This window comes from Roseovarius pacificus (assembly GCF_900142665.1).
GTDB lineage: Bacteria > Pseudomonadota > Alphaproteobacteria > Rhodobacterales > Rhodobacteraceae > Roseovarius > Roseovarius pacificus.
Window position 1 is genome coordinate 15,691 of the sequence record NZ_FRBR01000022.1, and the last position, 20,775, is coordinate 36,465.

Annotated in this window: 13 protein-coding genes; 3 read left to right on the plus strand and 10 right to left on the minus strand. The window is 62.3% G+C overall.

Features of this window, described 5'->3' with window-relative positions:
* Positions 1-268 precede the first annotated feature (268 nt).
* The 9 genes from BUB53_RS20470 to BUB53_RS20510 form a co-directional block, all read right to left on the minus strand.
* The gene (locus tag BUB53_RS20470) at positions 269-1,597 is read right to left on the minus strand and encodes a BamA/TamA family outer membrane protein (protein WP_084729385.1); all 1,329 of its coding nucleotides are present in this window, start codon (positions 1,595-1,597) and stop codon (positions 269-271) included.
* Between the two features lie 82 nt (positions 1,598-1,679).
* The gene (locus BUB53_RS20475; protein WP_229709612.1) at positions 1,680-2,750 is read right to left on the minus strand and encodes an HlyD family type I secretion periplasmic adaptor subunit; all 1,071 of its coding nucleotides are present in this window, start codon (positions 2,748-2,750) and stop codon (positions 1,680-1,682) included.
* A gap of 98 nt (positions 2,751-2,848) precedes the next feature.
* Positions 2,849-4,984, minus strand: a complete 2,136-nt coding sequence (locus BUB53_RS20480; protein WP_073037673.1) for a type I secretion system permease/ATPase — start codon at positions 4,982-4,984, stop codon at positions 2,849-2,851.
* Between the two features lie 27 nt (positions 4,985-5,011).
* Positions 5,012-6,307 (minus strand): TolC family protein, encoded by a 1,296-nt coding sequence (locus BUB53_RS20485; RefSeq protein WP_073037675.1) that lies wholly within the window; start codon positions 6,305-6,307, stop codon positions 5,012-5,014.
* Positions 6,308-6,621: 314 nt separating this feature from the next.
* Positions 6,622-8,202: a hypothetical protein gene (locus BUB53_RS20490; protein WP_073037677.1), complete on the minus strand. Its 1,581-nt coding sequence runs from the start codon at positions 8,200-8,202 to the stop codon at positions 6,622-6,624.
* A 1,135-nt stretch (positions 8,203-9,337) separates the two neighbouring features.
* A complete protein-coding gene (locus BUB53_RS20495) occupies positions 9,338-9,670 on the minus strand; it encodes a copper-binding protein (protein WP_073037680.1) in 333 nt (110 codons plus the stop codon).
* A 32-nt stretch (positions 9,671-9,702) separates the two neighbouring features.
* Positions 9,703-12,882 (minus strand): efflux RND transporter permease subunit, encoded by a 3,180-nt coding sequence (locus BUB53_RS20500; protein ID WP_073037682.1) that lies wholly within the window; start codon positions 12,880-12,882, stop codon positions 9,703-9,705.
* On the minus strand, positions 12,879-15,080 hold the full coding sequence (locus BUB53_RS20505; protein WP_073037684.1) for an efflux RND transporter periplasmic adaptor subunit: 2,202 nt from the start codon (positions 15,078-15,080) through the stop codon (positions 12,879-12,881). The genes BUB53_RS20500 and BUB53_RS20505 overlap by 4 nt, the downstream gene beginning before the upstream one ends.
* Positions 15,081-15,173: 93 nt before the next feature.
* On the minus strand, positions 15,174-15,533 hold the full coding sequence (locus tag BUB53_RS20510) for a hypothetical protein (RefSeq protein WP_073037686.1): 360 nt from the start codon (positions 15,531-15,533) through the stop codon (positions 15,174-15,176).
* Positions 15,534-15,716: 183 nt separating this feature from the next.
* Here BUB53_RS20510 and BUB53_RS20515 point away from each other — a divergent pair, with 183 nt between their 5' ends.
* The 3 genes from BUB53_RS20515 to BUB53_RS20520 all read left to right on the plus strand — a co-directional run bounded on the left by BUB53_RS20515 (position 15,717) and on the right by BUB53_RS20520 (position 19,648).
* The gene (locus tag BUB53_RS20515) at positions 15,717-18,077 is read left to right on the plus strand and encodes a heavy metal translocating P-type ATPase (protein WP_073037688.1); all 2,361 of its coding nucleotides are present in this window, start codon (positions 15,717-15,719) and stop codon (positions 18,075-18,077) included.
* 591 nt (positions 18,078-18,668) lie between these two features.
* Entirely contained in the window at positions 18,669-18,878 is a 210-nt protein-coding gene (locus tag BUB53_RS22875) for a hypothetical protein (RefSeq protein ID WP_159437885.1), read from the plus strand.
* Between the two features lie 485 nt (positions 18,879-19,363).
* Positions 19,364-19,648 carry a hypothetical protein gene (locus BUB53_RS20520; protein ID WP_073037690.1) on the plus strand — a complete coding sequence of 95 codons (285 nt, stop codon included), beginning with the start codon at positions 19,364-19,366 and terminating at the stop codon, positions 19,646-19,648.
* Here the strand turns inward: BUB53_RS20520 and BUB53_RS20525 are convergent.
* Positions 19,641-20,771 (minus strand): M20 family metallopeptidase, encoded by a 1,131-nt coding sequence (locus BUB53_RS20525; protein WP_073037692.1) that lies wholly within the window; start codon positions 20,769-20,771, stop codon positions 19,641-19,643. The two genes, BUB53_RS20520 and BUB53_RS20525, sit on opposite strands and share 8 nt — an antisense overlap.
* Positions 20,772-20,775 lie beyond the last annotated feature (4 nt).

Sequence of the window (20,775 nt, forward strand, 5' to 3'; positions counted from 1 at the left end):
TTAGTATGTTCACGCAGCTATGGCATCGACATCCCGTCCGCGAATTCTGCGAAATCTCTTTAAAAAAGACGTCTCGCGCCGCATGTGCCAAAAGCGGTCGCACCGCATGCACCGGGGTTGCGCGGCTTGATCAGAGGTGATTTTCAGTCATAGCCGTGCCCCGGCGCCCCGAAAGCAGAGATGCAAACATCCCGTCGATTCGTCTTGCACATGAAAAACAGGTGCCGGACCGACACCTGTTGACCGACACCGTATCAATCCAGAACGTTCAGAATTGCGTGCTCAGGCTTAAACCGAACACCTGCTCCTTGTCTCCCGCCTCCTTCTCGACAGGGAAGGCAACGAAAAGAGAAACAGGTGACTTACCGACCTCAAACGACAGCGAAAGCCCGACCGAACTGCGCCGATGGAAACTGTCGTCGATCGCGCCCCCCAGCGTGTTATCAAGCTCCCAGGCCCCGCCGGTCTGCCAGAAAATACCGCCGACCAGCGGCGCGTCGAACAGATCCTTCAGGTTCCTTTGCACTTCGATGGTCGAGACGAAGTACTTCTGTCCTCCCAACGCAACACCACCGTCTCGCGGGCCGATGCCGCGCGGCGCAAACCCGCGAAACTCATCGGCACCCGGCGCGAAACGATCCATGATCCGCGTTGAATTCCTGTCCAGGCTCGAGACCGTCCTCGCGTCCAGCGCAATCAACATACGCAGGTTCGAAGCAAGGGGTATGTAGGACCTGGTTTCGAGTCTGAAATCCGACAGTCGATCGTTGGTACCGAGGTTCCAGAAATAATGTTCCAACCCGACACTGTATTCCCACGAACCCCACCCTGTATCGCCGTTTTCCAATGAACTATGGTCCAGCCCCACCCTTACGTAAGGGGCCTGAACGCCCGAGGTTTGCTCCGCCTGCAACAGCGCGCTTGCGGTCGGCACGACATCGAAAAGCCGGTAGTCCCGGTATCCAAGCCCCGCCTCCAGACGCATCCTGTCGCCCGACCTCCAGGACAAGTAGGCCTCTGCCTGGTAAGTCTCCTGCGAAAAGGAATCGTTGTCCAAGGAGACGTCCTCCCACCCCGCCCGAAGACCAAGGTCAATGGAATCGCCGATCACATCCACACGGTAGAGCCGCCCCAGGGCACGTTTGACATCCGCATTGTATTGAAGACGCGCCGCCCCATAAGTGTCGGGCAGGAGGTTGTAACGCTCAAAGAACAGCCCCCCGATCAAACCGTCCTGCGATGCATAATTCAGCGACACCTCAATCCGCCCCGGTCGGGTATTCAGTTCCTGAACCTCAATGACAAGCATGTCGCCCTCGGGTATGAGCTCGACGCTCTCGAAGGCACCCGTCGACATGAGACAATCCTCAATCGCGCGCAGTTCGAAATTGAAATACGGCACGTCCGGCACCGCACCACAGGTCATCCTGATATCCTGCTCCGGAATGAACTCCGCGCCCCGTACCTCGACCGTATCGAAGGTCTGGCTTGGCTGTGCCGAAGCACCGGGTGCTGACAACGCCAAGGCTGACATAACCGCAAAGCGAAACGTCGTCTCCAGTACGGTCTGGAAGGAAACAGGATAAAGCGGCAGCATGATCGTCTTTCTTCTAAATACCCACTCGGATGCAGCTTCCGCCGCTATCAAGAAGGCCCCCCCGGAGACCCCGGAACCGCTCTTAACGCAGTCTGGCCCGGCTGAGCGGTCGCGTCAGGTAACTCAGGACAGAACGCTTTCCGCTTTCGATGTCCACTTGTGCAACCATCCCCGGTCGAATGGCGAATTCCTCGCCATAGCTCTCCAGGTAACTGGTTTCGGTCCGCACCATCACCCGGTAGAAATCCTGTTTTCCCTGGGCGGTTTCCTCCTCGACCGTATCTTCCGAAATCTGCTCCACGACGCCATGAAGATCGCCGTAGGTCGCAAAATCATAAGCCGTGATCTTCACGCTCGCAGGCATTCCCGGCGCGACAAAGGCCACATCCTGCGGCTTCACCTTCGTTTCGATCAGGAGTTGATCGTCGGTTGGCGTGATCTCCATGATCGGTTCACCGGGCTGAACAACACCGCCAAGAGTGGTGATTTTGATATTGTTGACACGTCCAGCCACAGGCGATCGGATCTCCGTTCTCTGGTACTCGTCCTTTTTCTGAATCAGGTCCTGCTGCAACGTCGTGAGCTTCGCACGACGGGTGGCAAGATCTTTGTACGCCTCCTGAACATAGGCGTTGCGGACTTCGTTGATCTTGCCATCGAGTTCGGCTTTCTGCTGGCGCAATTGCAGCAGATCTATCCGGCTGACGGAACCGCCTGCGACCAGCGGACTGGTGATCTCTATCTGGCTCTGGATGGTTCCGCGCTCTTCCTCGAGCGCGGCCAGCGAAGCATCGAGCTTCCTGCGCCGCGCCTCGAACAGGCGCAGCTCGGTGGCTTCTGTCTCGCTCGGCTCGGGCCCGAAATCTAGTGCCGGGTGTTCCAACACCTCGGCCTCAAGCCGCTTCACCTCAGCCGCAAGTGCAGTGATCTCTGCCTGCGTCGCGTTAAAGGCCGTCTCCGACCGTGTCGGATCGAGACGCGCGATCAATTGGCCTTCCTTGACTATATCGCCTTCGCTGACATGCAATTCGGCAAGAATCCCGCCCTCGAGACTCTGAATTGACTGCAAGCGCCGCAAAGGCACGACGCGGCCGTCTCCGCGGGTAATCTCGTTGATCTCCGCAAGCGCTGCCCAAGTGACGGCAATGATCATGGACAGCACAACTGTCCTTATCACCCACCGTGCCCGCCTGAGAGTCTGACGGCGGTAACTCCCGTCGATATGGCTGGTGGTCTCTAGTTCCGCGTGGCTCATGTCACTGCTTGCACCGGTTTTTTCTGCGCAGAGTTCGCGCGGGCAGAATTCAGTATCTGCATGAGGTCACCGTCACGTGCGATCCGCCCGTTCTTGAGAACGATGGCCCGCTCCGTCAAACCAAGGAGTTCACGCTTGTGTGTTGCGATGACGGTCGTCCGCCCCATGAGCCAGGTGTTCAGGTGCTGGATGACCTTCGCCTCGGTCACGTGATCGAAAGCCGAGGTCGGCTCGTCAAGCAATACCACCCGCGGGTCCTGCAACAGCACTCGGGCAAGCCCAATGGACTGGCGCTGACCGCCCGAGACATTCGCGTTGCTCTGGATCTGAAGATCGAGCCCCCGCACGTGCTGGCGCACGAAGGTCCCAAGCCCCACCGCGTCCAGCGCCTCCAGAAGCTCGTCGTCGGAATGCAGCCCGTGATCCAGCAGAAGGTTCTCCCGCAGTGTTCCCTGGAACAGGGCGACACTCTGCGGCAGGTAGCCGATCTGTCGGCGACGGTCGATCGGATCGATCTGACTCAGTGCAAGGTCATCAACCAACACACTGCCTGCCTGTGGATCGGTCAGCCCGGCCAACAGGCGCAGCATGGTGGATTTCCCGGCTCCGTTCCCGCCCAGCATCGAAATGCGTTCCCCGGCGGCAATTTTCAGTTCCGGAATGGCCAGGACCGGTGGCGCCTGCGGATCGTGGCGAAACACCACGTCCTGAATATGATAATCCCCCTTCATCGCCGTTGCGCGGACGAAATGGCGGTCCGTCGGCCGCTCGACCGGCAGCTTCATGATCTCGTTCAGACCCTCCATCGCAGCACGGACTTGCTGCCATTTAGCCAGAAGCCCCGCCACCTGCCCCATCGGGGACATCGTGCGCGTCGACAAAAGCGTGCAGGCAATCAGACTACCGACGGTCATTTGCCCCGCGCTGATCAGGTAAACACCGACGATCACGACACCGGCATAGGCCAGGCGTTGTACCGTACTGACCAGCTGGGTCATCAGGACCGTGATGTTGCGGGTCTTGATCGCCGTCGTGGCCATCGTAGCCGTCAGTTGGGCATACGAGCGTTGCAGCCGCCCCTCGGCCCGCGCCGCCTTCACCGTTTCCAGGTTGGAAATCGTCTCGAGCAGCAAACCGTTTAGCGCCGCCGCCTCGCGGGTGTTTTCTCTTGATGCGCGGGAAAGTTTCTTCTGCATTAGCAACCCGGGCAGGATCGTCAGGATCACACCCGCCAGCACGACCAGCGCAACAGGCCCACCTATGAACCAGATCACACCAAGGAAAATCACCACAAAGGGCAGGTCGCAGATCGCCGTGACCGTGTTCGACGTAAAGAATTCCCGCACGGTCCCAAAATCCCGCACCTGGTTGGCGAAGACCCCGGTCGAGGCGGGCTGATTGACCAGCCGCATGTTCGCCACCTTGTCGAAAAGCTGCGCCGACAGTTGCAAGTCGAGGTCTCGCCCCGACACATCCACCAGCGAAGACCGCATCAAGCGCAGCACAAGCTCCAGCACGATGGCGATCCCAACTCCGCTGGCAAGGATCCACAGCGTATCCATCGCATTGTTCGGCACCACCCGGTCGTAAACCTGCATCGAGAAAAGAGCCGTCGCCACGGCAAGAACGTTCGCCGCCAACGAGGCAATCATCACGTCGCGGTAGATCCACCAGTTTTCCCAGACCGGCCCCAGCAACCAATGCCCGCGTCCGGCCTTCTTGCCATCGAGCCGGTCAGATACGATGTCGATCGGCTTCGAGATCAGGACTCTGCCGTCGTGCAGGCGGTCCAGTTCATCAAGGGTCCAGACGGCCTTGCCGCCTCCGGACTCGGGCAGAACGACCTTGGCGCGCTCCCCCGTCAGCTCGTCGAGAATGATCGTGCGACCGTCCTTGAGGAAAACAAGGACAGGAAAGCTGTGTTCCGGCAGGGATCGCAGAGGTTCGCGGGTCGTCCGGCAGCTCATATTTGCCCGCCTCAGCGCCAGCGGCGCAAGGTCGGCGGTCAGCCGGCTCCCCGCTTCCCGTGGCAAACCTTCGGTCAACTGGGTGACAGAGGTCGAAACGCCCTGCAACCGGCAGAGTTCCAGAAGGCCCAAGACAAGCGGATCATGAGATGCCGAATCGTTCATGTGAGAGTTCCTAGTTCCATACGGACATCATTGCCCAACTGCCCCCGCCGACAGCATCGTACCCAGGACACCAAGCCTCCTGGCAGATTCATATTCGGTCCTCTTTCGTTCGTCGTACGTGTCGATTTCGTCGATCTGCGCATCGTAGAGATCGCGCCCCGTCGTCAGAAGATCGAGAAGCTCCCGTCGCCCCGCGATAAACTGCTCTTCATAGGAACTCAGCACTTTCTCCGCCTCGACAAGCTGACTGGCCTTCGACATCTCGCTCTGACGCAAAAGCTGCAACCGCTCCAACGCGGTGCCCGTCGTATTCAAAAGCTCGCGCTCCACCCCGCGAAGCGACGCCTTCGCCCCTTCGAGCCGAAGCCGCGCACTCTGGATCTGCCGTTGACCGAACCCGCGCGAATTCAGGTCGACCCCTGCTGAAATACCCAGCGCAGTCTGTGTATCGCCGCCGTTGAGATCCGCGCGCCCCTGCGCCTGCAAGTTGATCGTCGGAAAACGTTGCGCCTTCGCAGTGTCGATCCCCGCCTCAGCTTCATCGACAGACGCACGGGCCGAAGTGTATTCCGGCGAAATCCGGATCGCGGCCCGGATTTTCTCCACGGCGGCGTAATGCTGCGAGAACCGGATGGTGGGCGGCATGCGCACATCGCCCAAGGAGAGACCGACAAGATACTCGAGCTGAGCCAGCGCGATCTGGCGATTCGCCAACAGTTGCGACATCTGTTCATCGGCACGCGCAATTTCCAGACGGGCGCGCGCGACCTCGCTGTTGTCGCCGACCCCGCCCAACGCACGATCTTCCGCCTGACCGGCAAGGCGGCGGGCAAACATCATGTATTCTCTGGTATAAGCGATCTTGCGGTCCAACACTTCAACATCGAGAAAAAAACCGGCGATTTCGAAGGTCAGGCTTTCAATTGCCATCTTGAGATCGGAAATCGCCTGGACCCGAACTTGCGAGGCCTGTTTGATCTCCGCCCGCGTCTTGCCCCAGTCGAAAAGCAACTGTGTGACGCTCAGCACCACACCGGGTCCGTCGCTATCTGTCGTGCTGGTTTCACCCGACAGGCTGATCGCGGGAAAATAGGCGTCTCGCGCAGCGTCGATATCCACCGTCTTTATGGCGACTTCCTGGCGCAATGCTTCGATGCCGGGATCGTTCTTCGTGGCCAGCAAAACCGCCTCCTGAAGCGACATCTGCGCACGAGCCGACGTTGCAAGCGCAAGGAACAGCAGGGACGAAAGAGCAAGGCCCCAGGCGGTGCGCAAACTGTACCGCACCCGGACAGCGACGCTATCCGCAGAAAGGAATGACATGGAACGCAGACCGAAGCGGAACACTGGAGCGACCCTCACCTCGCACCCCCCGCGAAAGGCTCGAGCCACGGCCACCCCACAGCATGACATAGCATTTACGTTCATCATCCCAAGATACTGAAGGCACCACCCCACACAGAACGGATAGCGCCTACCCCTATATTTTCACCACCCCCAACTTAAACACACTTATTGGATAGAAATCAGAAGTTGTCGCCCCCAAAAGAACTAGTCAACACATAATACCCAAGAAATAGATTGTATCGCACTATGCTATTGCCGCCCAGTAGCTTGCAACCCTGGTGTTGCATTTCTCAGACACTATCATCTTGGGCAGAGAGCAGACCATCAAGCAGCGATGCATCCGAATCCAATGCGTTCACGATGCCATCTACCAAGCCACCCGTCTCCGCAAGCAGCCCGCCAACCTGAGTTTCTCCGCTCTCGTCGGCCTCGCCGAACAGCGCGTCAAACACCCCTTCCCCGCCAGTGACATCCGAACTGGAAGGCCCGAGAATCTCGTTCAGAAGAGCATCAACCTCACCATCCGCCAGAAGATCGGCAGTCTCGCCGATCAGGCCTTCTCCGGCAAGCGTACCCACAAGGCTCGTTTCACCGACAAGACCGGCATACAGATCGTCGAACCCATCCGTCGCGGTTTCAGGGACATCCACACCAAAGATATCCTCGTCACCGAGAAGGTCCGTCATCACGTCGCCAACCCCGTCAAGGGAAAGCCCCTCGAAGAGATCGGTGACAATGCCGGCCGCCTCGTCCGCAGCTCCCTCCGCCGTTTCGCCCAGCCCAAGAAGGTCGTCGAGAAAACCATCGTCTTCGGACGGCCCAACCGCCTCATCCGACGCGGCGCTGTCCTCGTCGTCGCCGCCGAAACCCAGCACCCCGCCAAGCGCACTGTTCTCGCCGAACACTACGCCGAGAAGACCGCCGGATCCGAGCAGGTCCCCCACGACCGGAATATTTCCGACAACCTCATCCACCAGACCGTCACCACCGAACAGGTCCCCGATCAGGCCGGGCACGATACCATCCTCGCCAAGCAGATCGTCGACCACACCACCGCCAAGCACCGGGCTCAACAGGCTGTCCAGGACGCCATCATCCTCTACCAGCGCCTCCAGAAGATCGCCCACGACACCGTCCTCCCCGACGATATCGGCCACGAGCCCCTCATCGCCCAGGATTACATTTATCGCGCCGCCTAAATAGCCATCCTCTCCAAGCAAGCCTTCCAGCACGCTGAGATCGAGAATGCCATCCTCACCGACAAGCGTGTCCAGCACGTCACCGAGGAGACCGTCCTCCCCCAGCAAGCCATCAAGCACACCGCCTTCGCCGACAAGCACATCGAGCAGGTTGTCGACAATCCCGTCATCACCGAGAACCGGCTCAAAAACGGACCCGGGCAGGCCCTCATCCTCATCCGAGTCGAAATCAAGCTCAACCGCTGGCTGCCCTGCTTCGCCCTCACGCGACAGAACCACCTCGTCGGCCTCGTTATCCGACAGCATGGCAGCGGTGGCAGATGCTGCCGCACCGGCATCGTCAATCCCTGACGTGCGCCCCGCGGCCACAACAGGACCCGACGCCGCCAATTCGGCATCGCCGACCGGATCGTCGGCATCTCCGCCGGACATCTCATCTGCAAGCGCGTCCTGAGGTGCCTTCTGCTCGTAAGGATCGCTTTCGACGGCATCGGGGGGCACCTCGCGGCGCTCCGCATCTCCTGCGTCATCCGGCACTCCATCGCCGCCGGTCGAAGCACGCGCCTCCATCGGCTGACCCTGCAAAACCAGCCCCATGCCAATGGCGCTGGCAGTCACACCATTCAGCCCGGATCTCTGGCCCTGGCGGTCCACCTCGGAAACACCCCCCAAGAAGGGAGGGGTATTCGCTTCCCCCGAGAGCCCTGCCGACTCATTTCGACCTTTCTTCGCCACCACGGCTACTGTTCTCCAACTCGCCGCTCGCTATGCGCGCAACCACATCCGGTTGGCTTGCGAGGGGATTGTGCCCGGACCCGGACGCATCCGATACTCGATAATACTATAAGCTCTTACATAACTCATGCCAATAGGTTAAAACATTATTTAGTATATGCAAAACATACCTAAGCCGTAATGGCGCCGTTTTCCCGCTATCCGTCGCTCAAACTCACCTTCCGCACCCCCCTTGGAACGGCCTCGAGCACTTCGGGCACAGGAGATACCCAGTCAATCAAGAGGTAATTTGCACCATCCACAACCTTCCTGACTCTCGGGGGTAATACATACTTTCGGATGGGTTCATCGGGGCGGTCCGCCGTTTTAAGGCCGACGCCCCCCGCAAAATTACCTTTCCCAGGGGCACTGCGGGGCGTGGGGCGCGGACCGAAGCCTGCGACACCAACCCTGCCTCATGCAGTAGGCCGAGGATTCTTGGTGCGCAAAGCCGCATCGGCATTATGTTCGAATCTCTACGGCGGCACCTGAAGCGACCAGTAGCACCATGGTATTTGATGATGGATTTATTCCAAACCTACTCCGGTTACAGCATTCGCTCCGACTTCGCGGGCTTCTGTCCTGAGTTCACAGGGCGCAACGCGCCGGGTGTCTTTCATAAGCGCAAATATCCACGTTCACCCGCCGGTGAGCGCAACATTTCGGAGTCCTGAGGCTCATGCCGTGCATAGATATCGACCCCGGCCAACACTCCCCGGCCGGGGCGGTTCTCAGGGCAATTGACGCGCCGCGAGGTCTTCCGCCGCCGCCCGCGAGGAACCGCCGTCGCCTTGAAAACCTCGATATCCCGCATCAGTATGGCGGGAGCCCCATCTGGTCCACGATCCCGCGCTTCTGGTCGTCGCAGATACCTGCCGAACAGATGCCGTAGGTAATCCCCTCGGATCGGGCTGAGCCCCGAAGCTCTCGGCGCTCAGCCCCAATGTCCGCTTTCCGGCATTCACCCGATTGCGGATGATCAAGCGCGCCAAACCTCTTCGGGAAAGGGCCTACTCTTTGCGACAGGGCCGCCTCACTCTTTCGGCATAAGCGCACGGATGACGTACATGCCGTCATCGCCCTTTTCCAGCATCATCATCACCTCGTCGCCGGCCTCCACACCGTCGATCTCGGCACCGTCCAGCACGGGCAGATCCATCGTCATTGCGGGCCAGCCGATCTCGGCGATGGGACCATGACTGATGTTGGCGGTGCCGTCGCCGATACTGTTGACCGTCGCTTCGGCATGAACGCCCGCCATGCCATCGTGCGAGGACATGTCATGGCCGGAGTGCGAATCGTCGCTGGCCAGGGCAAGCGCCGGGGCGGTCGCGGCAAAGGCGAGGGAAAGCAGGAATGTACGCATATCGGTTCTCCTTTTGCGCATATGGTGCCCGGTCATTCACCGGGCTGGGGGGAATGGAAGGGACGGACGGGTTGCAGCATCTGCCGGTTGACCCGCCCAAGGGTGAAACGTTTCCAGATGACAAAGATCGCCGGGATCACGAACAGCGTCAGGATCGTCGCCGTGGCCATGCCGCCGATCATCGGCGCGGCAATGCGCTGCATCACCTCCGATCCGGTGGCATCGCCATACATGATCGGGATGAGGCCGGCAAAGATCGTGGCCACGGTCATCAGCTTGGGCCGCAGGCGCAGCAGCGCTCCTTCGAACACCGCTGTCTCGATGTCGTCGCGATTGACCTCCCGATCCTGTTCCTTGGCGGCCAGAACACGCCGGTCCCAGGCCAGGTTGAGGTAAAGCAGCATCACGATGGCCGTCTCCACCGCCACGCCCGCTAGGGCAATGAACCCCACCAGCACGGCAACCGACACGGCATAGCCCAGGGTAAAGATCAGCCACACGCCCCCGGCCAGCGCCACGGGCAGCGCCAGAAGAATGATCGCCACCTCTGTGACCCGGTTGAAGGCAAGGAACAACATCAGGGTTATGATCATCAGCGTTGCGGGCGCCACGAGGCCCAGCCGCTCCTGCACCCGCTCGATATATTCGTACTGGCCCGACCAGGCGAGGGAATATCCCGGCGGCAGTTCGACAGCATCCGCCACCACCCGCTGCGCCTCGGCCACATAGCTGCCAAGGTCCCGCCCGGCAATGTCGACAAAGACGAACCCGGTGCGCCGGGCGTTTTCCGACCGGATCATGCCGGGGCCGTCGACCAGCTTCACCTCGGCCACGGCCCCCAGTGGAATATGCGCGCCCGAAGGCGTCACAATGGGCAGATCGTCCAGCCTGTCCGGGCTGTCCCGCCAGTCGCGCGGATAGCGCAGGTTGATCGGGAAACGTTCCAGCCCCTCGACCGACTCGGCGATGGTCTGCCCGCCGATGGCCGTCTGCACCACCTCCTGCACGTCCTCGATCGACAACGCGTAGCGCGCCGCCTCTGCGCGGTCGATGTCGATCTCGATGAACCGCCCGCCCACGGGCCGTTCGGCATAGGCCGAGGCCGTGCCGGGAATATCGGCCACCGCCTGTTCCACCGCAACAGCGATCTCCTCGATCACGTTCAGGTCCGCGCCCGAAACCTTGACCCCGACGGGCGTCTTGACCCCCGTGGCCAGCATGTCGATCCGGTTCTTGATCGGCTGAATCCAGACATTGGTGACGCCGGGCACCTGCACGCGGGCGTCCAGCTCGTTTCGGATGTCGTCCATGCCGACACCCGGCCGCCAGTCCTCCTTCGGTTTCAGCTGAATCGTCGTCTCGATCATCGTCAGCGGCGCGGGGTCCGTCGCCGTATCGGCGCGGCCCAGCTTGCCATGCACGGTTTCCACCTCCGGCACCTGCGCGATCATCCGGTTGGTCTGTTGCAGCACTTCCCGCGCCTTGCCGATGGACACGCCCGGATAGAGCGACGGCATGTAAAGGAAATCGCCCTCGTTCAGCTCCGGCATGAACTCGGTGCCCAGCCGTTGCAGCGGATGCGCCATCGAGGCCACCAGCGCAACGGCCAGCAGGACCGTGGCCCAGGGCCAGGCCACCGCCGCATCCAGGAACGGGCGATAGATCCACTGGCAGGCCACGTTCAGCGGGTTGCGCCGCTCGGCCACGATCTTTCCCCGGATGAAATAGCCCATCAGCACCGGCACCAGCGTGATCGACAGGATCGCGGCGGCGGCCATGGCGTAGGTCTTGGTAAAGGCCAGCGGCTTGAACAGCCGCCCTTCCTGCGATTCCAGAACGAAGACAGGCAGGAAGCTGATCGTGATGATCGCCAGCGAGTAGAACAGCGCCGGTCCCACCTCGGCGGCAGCCTCGCGCGCGGCCTGCCATCGCTCCTCGGAGGACAGGCGCCGACCCTCCATCTTGCGATGCATCGCTTCGATCATCACCACGGCGGCATCCACCATCGCGCCAATGGCAATGGCGATCCCGCCCAGCGACATGATGTTGGCATTGACCCCCTGCAAGCGCATCACGGCAAAGGCCGCCAGCACACCCAATGGCAGGAACAGCACGATCACCAGCGACGAGCGCAGATGGAGCAGGAACGCGCCACAAACCAGCACGACAACGATGAACTCCTCGGTCAGTTTCTTTTGCAGGTTGTCGATAGCCCGTTCGATGACGCCGGAGCGGTCATAGGTGGTGACGATCTCCACCCCCTCGGGCAGCGACTCGCGCAGGCTGTCCAGCTTCTCCTCGACCGCGTTGATCGTCGCCAGTGCGTTCTCGCCCCAGCGCATCACGATCACCGCGCCCACCGCGTCGCCTTCGCCGTTGAACTCGCCCACGCCGCGCCGCATCTGCGGGCCCAGCCGAATCTCGGCGACATCCCCCAGCGTGACCGCAGTACCCCGTTGGTTGACCTTCAGCGGGATCTCGGACAGGTCCTCGATACTGTCGACATAGCCAGTGGCCCGGACCATGTACTCGGCCTCGGCCATTTCGATCACGCTGCCCCCACTTTCACGGTTGGCCTTGCCGATGGCCGCGCGCAGCATGGACAGCGGAATGTTGAAGGCGCGCAGCTTGTCGGGGTCGACGACGACCTGGTACTGCTTGACCATGCCGCCGATGGTAGCGACCTCCGACACCCCCTCGACGGTCTGCAACTCGAATTTCAGGAACCAGTCCTGCAACGTGCGCAGCTGCGACAGGTCATGCCCGCCCGTGCGGTCGACCAGCACATATTGATAGATCCAGCCCACCCCGGTGGCATCCGGCCCCAGTTCGGGGTTCACGCCTGCGGGCAGGCGCGACTGCACCTGTGCGAGATATTCCAGAACCCGCGACCGCGCCCAGTAAAGGTCGGTGCCGTCCTCGAACACGACATAGACATAGCTGTCCCCGAAGAACGAAAAGCCCCGCACATCCACCGCACCGGGCACGGACAGCATGGCAGTGGTGATCGGGTAGGTCACCTGGTCCTCCACCACCTGCGGCGCCTGCCCAGCATAGGGTGTCTTGATGATGACCTGCACGTCCGACAAGTCGGGGATCGCGTCCACTGGCGTGCTGCGCAGCGCCCAGACCCCGGCCGCGCCCAGGAACAGCGCCAGAACGATCACGATGAAGCGGTTGGCAACCGACCAGCGGATGATGGCGGGGATCATTGGCCCGGCTCCACAGTGCCGGCGAGCGACAACGACATGTCCGCCCCCTGGATCAACAGCAGCCCGGTCTCCTGCCCCACCGGCAGATCGGCCGGATCGACACCCCCGGCGAGGGCGAAATCCATCGTCATGCCGGGCATCCCGATCTCGGGTATCGGGCCGTGGGTGATGTTGGCCATGCCCGCCTCTGCGTCGACGCCGTTGATCGTGCCGGTGACAATCATCGGTGCGGGCTTGGTCTCGACCGCGTTCAACACCATCGTCAGGCCATCGGGCCGCAGGAAGGTCAGGGTCACATCCTGCTCCAGGGGCAACTCCGCCGCATTGAGCCCCTCGGTCAGCGCAAAGTCCATCGTCATCGCCGGCATCCCGATCTCGGCGATTGGGCCATGGGCAATGGTGGCCATGCCGGTTTCGGCATCGACGGCCTTGATGCGTCCCTCGACGGTGATCGGCGGCGTGGCCTCATCTTGCGGTTCGACCGCGGCGATTTCGGACGCAGGCGCAGATTCGGCCTCCGCCCCCTCTGCCCGCACGGCCACGATGACGGCCATGCCGCCTTCGCCCACGGACAGGTCGAACGCAACCGGCTCGCCCAGCGGGATCGCGGCGGTATCGACGCCCTCCTGTACGTCGAGGTCCATCTTCATCGCGGGCCAGCCGAGCGCCGGGATCGGATCATGGCTGACGGTCAACTTGCCCTCGGGCGTGACGGCATGCACGACGCCCTCGCCGGTGGCATCCACGCCGTCATCCCGGCCCAGGCGGGTCAGCGCCATCAGCCCGTCGGCCCCGCGCACCGCCTCGAATTCCACCTCCTGCCCGTCCGTCAGGTTCCCCAGATAGACATCCGACCGCAGGGCGAACTCGGTCTCCATCGCAGGCCAGCCCAACGCCTCGACCGGCTCATGCGCGATCCGGGCTTGCCGCGTCTCGCGGTCCAGCGACAGCAGCAAGCCCTTGCCGGTGGCGGGTTCCGCCTCGGTGGGCGCGAACCGCATCATCCCGGCGTTCAAGGCGCTTTCGCTGTCGATCAGGAACTGGGCAGAGGCCACGACCTCGTCCCCCGGGGCCAGCCCCTGCACGATCTCGGTACGCCGGCCGTCGGCAAAGCCGCCGCGCAGCCCGGTCGTCACCAGCCGGGGGCGAAAGCTGCCGCCGGGCAGGCGCAGGATCACCCGCTCGACGCGGCCGGTGCGGATCACCGCCTCGGACGGCACGGTCAGCGCCTGCCGCGCCTCCTCCGGCACCAGCGCCACCTTGGCGAACATGTTGGGCCGCAAAAGCCCCTCTTCATTGTCGAACCGCAGCCGCACCCGCAGCGTGCGCGTTTCGGCGTCGAGTTCCGGGAAGATATAGTCGATCACACCGGCAAAGACCTGCCCCGGCAGGTGATCGAACCGCGCCTCGGCGCGCATGTCGACTGAAAGCTGCGCCATGTCCCGCTCGAACACGTCCACCAGCAGCCAGACCGTAGAGGTATCGGCCAGCGACATCGCCCGCGTGTCGGGGCGCAGGTACATACCGTCAGCGGCGTCGAGCGCGAAGACCACACCATCCTGCGGCGCATAGAACCGAACGCGCTGTGCCGGGCGTTCCGCCTGTGCCATCTCGTCGATCTGGCGTGCGCTGACGCCAAAATTCATCAGCTTGGTGCGGGCAATCGCGATCTCGTCGGCATCGCCCGACCGCGTGGCGCGCAGAAGCTCGGAGCTGGCGATGGTGATTTCAGGGGCATAGAGATCGAAGAGCAGGTCGCCCTCGGACACCTCGTCGCCCACGGCGCGCAATTCCAGCCGCTCGATCCAGCCTTCGACACGGGTGTGGATATGGCTGGTGGCGTGCGCGTCGTAATCGACGAAACCCACCGTCTCGACCCGGTGCGCGATATCCTCGACCCGAGCCACGGCAGTGCGCACCCCGATGGTGTTCACCTCGGCCGCCGACAGCGTCACCTCCTCGGGGTCGCCCGACGGCTCCTGCCCCTCGTACACCGGCACAAGGTCCATGCCCATCGGCGACTTGCCCGGGCCATCCTTGCGGAAATTGGGGTCCATCGGCGCGACCCAGTAGAGGATCTCGTCCCCTGTCTCGCCTGCGTCCATATCCTGGGCCATCCGCTCGCGTTCATACAGCACACCACCGGCGCTTCCTGCGGCAAGCGCCATGATCGCCAGCGCGAAATATCGTCCACGCATATCACATACCTGTCTCTTGGGGGGCCGCGGACGCACCGCGGCAACAAGGGGGCCCGGACGCGCGAAAGCGCCCGGACCGTTCCGGTCAAGGGATCAGGCGTGTTTTGGCGGTTTCTTGGCGCGCTCGGGCTCAGCCTGGGTCAGGCGGGCCTCCACGGACACGGCGTAACTGGCCGGCAGAAGCTGGGCGTCCCGCTGAATTGCACCGAAATCGGGCGCTTCGGAGAAACAGCAGACCGTCATCGTGCAGGCCGCATGGCCCTTCTGCATCGGCGCGCCGGTCTCGTCCATCGCCGGACAGTCGCTGCCGGACTGCGCTTCGTGGTCCATCATGTGGGCGGGCTCGGCCGTCGTCGCGGCCCCGGCCGCACCCATACCGAACGACCCCATGACGAACGTCGCCATGAGCACGACCATCAGGCACCGGGCAAGAGCGGACCGCAGCTGTCTCATGAGGCGCAAAAATACCGGGCTTTCCCCGGCTGTCCAGTCAAACCGTCGCCGCAATACAGAAAGCCGCCCCAATTTTTCGTGATCGGCGGGTCTTCGACCGTCCCTTTCTGATTTTTTCCGACCGGCCTTGACTCTCCAGTGACTGGAATCCCTACATAGGCTGGCACGGACAAGGAGACAGCCATGACCGGGCATGCAAACCACGATCACCCCCATCATCACGGCCACAATCACGGTGACGGGAGTCCCCCCGGCGCCGATACCGCAACCGACCCGGTCTGCGGCATGACCGTCCAGATCACCGACCAGACGCGGACCGAAACCTATGACGACCGGAGTTTTTACTTCTGCTCCGACGGCTGCCGGGAAAACTTCCGCGCCGATCCCTATTTCTACGCCTCCGGCAATGCCAGTCACGCCAGGGCCAACGTCGCCGCCGGCACACAATGGACCTGTCCGATGCACCCCGAGATCATCCGCGACGAGCCGGGGGCCTGCCCGATTTGCGGCATGGCTCTGGAGCCGATGGTGCCCAGCGACGAACCCAGCGAGGAGCTGACAGACTTCACCCGCCGCCTCTGGGTCAGCGCCGCAGCGGCGGTGCCGCTCATGGTCCTGACGATGGGCGAGATGGTCGGCCTGAACCTGCGCGACTGGCTGGGTCACCAGCTGTCGGTCTATATCGAGTTTGCGCTGGCCACGCCGATCGTCTTCTGGGCCGCCCTCCCCTTCTTCAAGCGCGGGATCGACTCGATCCGCAACGTCTCGCCCAACATGTGGACGCTGATTTCGCTCGGCGTCGGCGCGGCCTATATCTACTCGCTCTTCGCCACCTTCCTGCCCGAGATCTTTCCGCCGGAATACCGCATGGGCGACGGCGTCGGCACCTATTACGAGGCGGCGGTGGTGATCGTCACGCTGATCTTCGTGGGCCAGGTGCTGGAACTGCGCGCCCGCGAGCGCACGGGTGACGCGATCCGCGCGCTGATGGACCTCGCGCCCAAGACTGCCCGCCGCATCCTGCCGGACGGCTCGGAATACGATGCCCCGCTGGAAAACGTGGTCGAGGGCGACATGCTCCGCGTGCGTCCCGGCGACAGCGTGCCGGTCGATGCCGAGGTGATCGAGGGCCATTCCTCGATCGACGAAAGCATGATCACCGGCGAACCCGTCCCGGTCGAAAAGACCGAAGGCGACCACGTCACCGGCGGCACGATCAACAAGAACGGAACGCTGGCGATCCGGGCAACGCAGGTGGGCGCCGATACCGTGCTGGCGCAGATCGTCGGCATGGTCGCGGGCGCGCGCCGCTCCAAGGCGCCGATCCAGGGCCTTGCCGACAAGGTATCTGAGATCTTCGTGCCCACGGTCGTGGCCATCGCCGTGATCGCCTTCGGCACTTGGCTGGCGGTCGGGCCTGACCCGGCATTGGCCTTCGCCATCGCCTCGGCGGTTTCGGTGCTGATCATCGCCTGCCCCTGCGCGCTGGGGCTCGCCACCCCGATTTCGATCACCACCGCCGCCGGGCGCGGGGCACAGGCCGGTGTTCTGATCAAGGACGCGCAGGCACTCGAACGCATGTCCAGGGTCGACACGCTCATCGTTGACAAGACCGGCACCCTGACCGAGGGGCGGCCGCGCCTGACCGATGTCGTCACGCTGTCGGATCGAAACGAGGAGGACGTGCTTGCCGTCGCCGCCGCGCTGGAAACGGGCTCCGAGCATCCCCTGGCCGAGGCGATCGTGGCGGGTGCCCGCGACCGCGGGCTGAAACCCGCGCGGGCCTCCGGTTTCGAGGCCGTCACCGGCAAGGGCGTCAAGGGCCGGGTCGATGAAAGCGACGTGGCGCTTGGCAATCCGGCCATGATGGAAAGCCTTGGCATCGACACAGGCCCGGCAGAAGAAACGGCAGACACGCTCCGCACCGAAGGCAAGACCGCGATGTTCATCGCCATCGGCGGAGAACTTGCCGGGATCGTCGCCGTGGCCGACCCCATCAAGGAAACCACCGAAGCCGCGATCCGCGACCTGCACGCACAGGGCCTGCGGGTGATCATGGCGACGGGCGACAACCAGCGCACCGCCGAGGCCGTGGCCGCCAGGCTGGGTATCGACGACGTCCGCGCCGGCGTCCTGCCCGAGGACAAGAAGGCGCTGGTAGACGAGCTTCACGCTGCGGGCGCGCTTGTGGCCATGGCCGGTGACGGCGTGAACGACGCCCCGGCCCTCGCCGCGGCGGATGTGGGAATCGCGATGGGCACCGGCGCCGACGTGGCCGTGGAAAGCGCCGGCATCACGCTTCTGTCGGGGGATCTGACGGGCATCGTCCGGGCGCGCAAGCTGGCCCGCGCCACCCTGCGCAACATCAAGCAGAACCTGTTCTTCGCCTTCGTTTACAACGCCGCCGGCGTGCCCGTCGCGGCGGGCATCCTCTACCCGGTCTTCGGCCTCCTGCTCTCGCCGATGATCGCGGCGGCCGCAATGTCGCTGTCGTCGGTCTCGGTGATCGGCAATGCGCTTCGGTTGCGCGGGGTAAAGCTCTGACCCACCTTATGTAAACCGAAGCGGACGCGACCTGCCGGGGAGACTTCCGGCAGGTCTGCTTTTTCAAGAGCACGGCGACAGTCGATGCCGTTTGCCTGTTGTAGCTCACGCACATAAGCGACGATTGCGTTTACGTCCGCACGGGCAGCCCTGTCCTGCGCTGACCTGTCGCCGAATATCCAGTGATGCGCACGCAGCCCGTTCTGCACCGCCAGGTGCATTGCCCTGTCGCCGTGATGCGAGGGCTCAGGGCTTCCCAACCTTCCTCAAGGAAACCAAATTCCGGTTCAATACACGCGATCAGGACCTCTACAATATCCTCCTCAGATGCTGAGCTGTGGTAGGCCCTTCCACAAATACTGGACCGAAGTTCATTACTCCGGCCGATGGTCAGACACTGGATATTGGCAGTGTCTGAAGATACCCGGCTTGCGTCCATGATGGGCGCAAGTTTCCCGAACACCCCCGAATTTCGTACAAAACCCGCGTACACTTCGTACGTTTCGTACGAAACGCCACCCCACCCGATCGCCCCAAAATCACGCTCCATCTATCGGCGCAAACCTGGCGCTGGCCAATACTGAGCAGCAAATGACTCGTCGCTGCCCGAACAATCGCGCCGGGCAGTTACACCTGCCATTCCGTAGGCAAGAGCACACCATACCCCGCTTTAAACGCCTGAAAAATTTGCAGAAATTCGCCGCCGTTCACGCCTCGGTTTTCAACCGCTTCAATCACGAATGCAGCCTCTCCAGCCGACAGATTTTCAAACTCAACCGCGCCGCCGCCCTCGCCAAATGACAGTGCCTTTGCGCGGTATAATGGCAGCCCCCTGCCCTGACTGAGACCGGTTAGAATCCGTCTGACAGCACAGCCCGATCCTTGATTCGATGACAGTTCCGGCGGAAAACCGCAGGGAATTTGCCCCGATCGGTGCCCCTCCGCCGATGGCACCAGCATTTGCGCAACACTACGGCCATGCTGTCCGGCCCGACGGTTGCCATATGCACCGATTCCACCCCATGTGAGTTCTCAACGAAAGCTGTCACCGGAGGGCAGAGATCATGTCCAGCGCAGTTATCCTGATCGGTCTGGTCGCCATCTGCGGTCTCCTGTTCGCCTTGGCATGCTCGGTGGATCGGGATATCGGCTAACGCTCGCTCGGTGTAGCGAGGGCTGTTTCATGCCGTGTATCGGATGAATAAGTCACGCAACCGCAAGCCATTTCGATACCAGATGTCAAACAGGGCAAAGGCGCAGGCGCGTGACGGATTTGATAGTGCTACATGGACAGCAGTTATCCCGCACGTCAGATCGCGCTCACCCGCCGCCCACTGCATTCGGCTGATATTCTCGATGTTCCGGCGGCCATGGCAGGCAGGCCAATCAGCCCTCAGATTATCGCCACCAGCACAGACACCCCTAAAAGCACGAGCAAAACAACCAATCCGATCAGCCCGCCGACGGGCCTGACCGGCTGTGCCACGCCACATTGCGGGCAGATCGGTGTGTTGCGTTTCAGTTTGCTGCCACAGTTCAGGCAGTGGGTCTTGTCTGACATTCTCACATGATATGCAAACGGCCCAGACGGGTGAAGACCTCGATACATGGGGCCATCAGCGCGGTTTCGAAATATTCGTCCGTCTGATGTGCCATCGCCATCGCACCCGGCCCCATGATCAGGGTCGCCGGATCGCCCATCGCAGGTTTCAGCACCGAGGCGTCGGTGAAATATGTTGCGGTCCCGACCTCGGGCCGCTGGCCTGTCACCTCTTCCACCACGGAAAATACCTGGCTCATCCACGGATGATCGGGGTCGGTATAGACATGATCCATATCCGTCATCGGCTCGATATCCACATCCTCGCCAAGAAGTGCACCAAGCTGTTCCTTGATCTGCGCATTGCTCTGCCCCACGGTCGAGCGGATATCGACGCCCACGCGCGCCAGATCGGGAACCGAGTTGACGTTGAGGCCCGCATTCATGTTGCCAACATTCAACGAAGGTCCGCCCATGACGGCGTGCACCTCGACGCCGAAATCGAACCCGCGCAGGGCGTCTATCGACGCACAGGCGGCAAAAATGGCGTTCTTTCCCTTTTCCGGCATCGAGCCATGCGCTGTCACCCCCCTGTGGACAAGCGACAACCACAGCGCACCCTTGTGCCCGATGAACGGGCGGTTGTCCGTGGGTTCCGCAACGACCAGTGCATCGCATGTGCCCAACAGGTCCGGGCGTTCGGCCAGGGCCAGCACGCCCTCGCATCCGGTTTCCTCGCCGGCGCTGAAGATCAGTTTGACCTCTGCACGCCGCACCGGCTCTTGCGCCAGAGCGAGCCCCGCCATGATGCAGGCGGCCACACCGCTTTTCATGTCCGATGTCCCGCGCCCGTACATGCGGCCATCCTTGATCTGGCCGGCGAAGGGGTCTTCGCTCCAGTCCACCTGCCCAAGCGGTACGGTATCGAGATGCCCCGAATAAACGATGGCGCCGCGTGTCACCTCTTCGGTTGCGGGCAGCGTTGCGATCAGGTTGGGGCGCTGCGGCTGCCAGTCATGCCAGGTAATGTCAAAACCCGCATTTTCCAGCAGCCTCGCGATATAGCGTGCGCAATCGGCCTCGTTTCCCGGCGGGCTGATCGTGTTGAATGAGATCAGTTTGCGGGTCAGGTCCAGTCCGGTCAGGTCAGTCATTCTT

What these genes read in the sequence shown, in the direction of transcription:
- BUB53_RS20520 (WP_073037690.1), top strand. Translation starts at nt 19,364, where the DNA reads ATGGACAGCAGTTATCCCGCACGTCAGATCGCGCTCACCCGCCGCCCA.
- BUB53_RS20505 (WP_073037684.1), bottom strand. Translation starts at nt 15,080, where the DNA reads ATGCGTGGACGATATTTCGCGCTGGCGATCATGGCGCTTGCCGCAGGA.
- BUB53_RS20510 (WP_073037686.1), bottom strand. Translation starts at nt 15,533, where the DNA reads ATGAGACAGCTGCGGTCCGCTCTTGCCCGGTGCCTGATGGTCGTGCTC.
- BUB53_RS20500 (WP_073037682.1), bottom strand. Translation starts at nt 12,882, where the DNA reads ATGATCCCCGCCATCATCCGCTGGTCGGTTGCCAACCGCTTCATCGTG.
- BUB53_RS20475 (WP_229709612.1), bottom strand. Translation starts at nt 2,750, where the DNA reads ATGATCATTGCCGTCACTTGGGCAGCGCTTGCGGAGATCAACGAGATT.
- BUB53_RS20480 (WP_073037673.1), bottom strand. Translation starts at nt 4,984, where the DNA reads ATGAACGATTCGGCATCTCATGATCCGCTTGTCTTGGGCCTTCTGGAA.
- BUB53_RS22875 (WP_159437885.1), top strand. Translation starts at nt 18,669, where the DNA reads ATGACTCGTCGCTGCCCGAACAATCGCGCCGGGCAGTTACACCTGCCA.
- BUB53_RS20470 (WP_084729385.1), bottom strand. Translation starts at nt 1,597, where the DNA reads ATGCTGCCGCTTTATCCTGTTTCCTTCCAGACCGTACTGGAGACGACG.
- BUB53_RS20525 (WP_073037692.1), bottom strand. Translation starts at nt 20,771, where the DNA reads ATGACTGACCTGACCGGACTGGACCTGACCCGCAAACTGATCTCATTC.
- BUB53_RS20485 (WP_073037675.1), bottom strand. Translation starts at nt 6,307, where the DNA reads ATGTCATTCCTTTCTGCGGATAGCGTCGCTGTCCGGGTGCGGTACAGT.
- BUB53_RS20515 (WP_073037688.1), top strand. Translation starts at nt 15,717, where the DNA reads ATGACCGGGCATGCAAACCACGATCACCCCCATCATCACGGCCACAAT.
- BUB53_RS20495 (WP_073037680.1), bottom strand. Translation starts at nt 9,670, where the DNA reads ATGCGTACATTCCTGCTTTCCCTCGCCTTTGCCGCGACCGCCCCGGCG.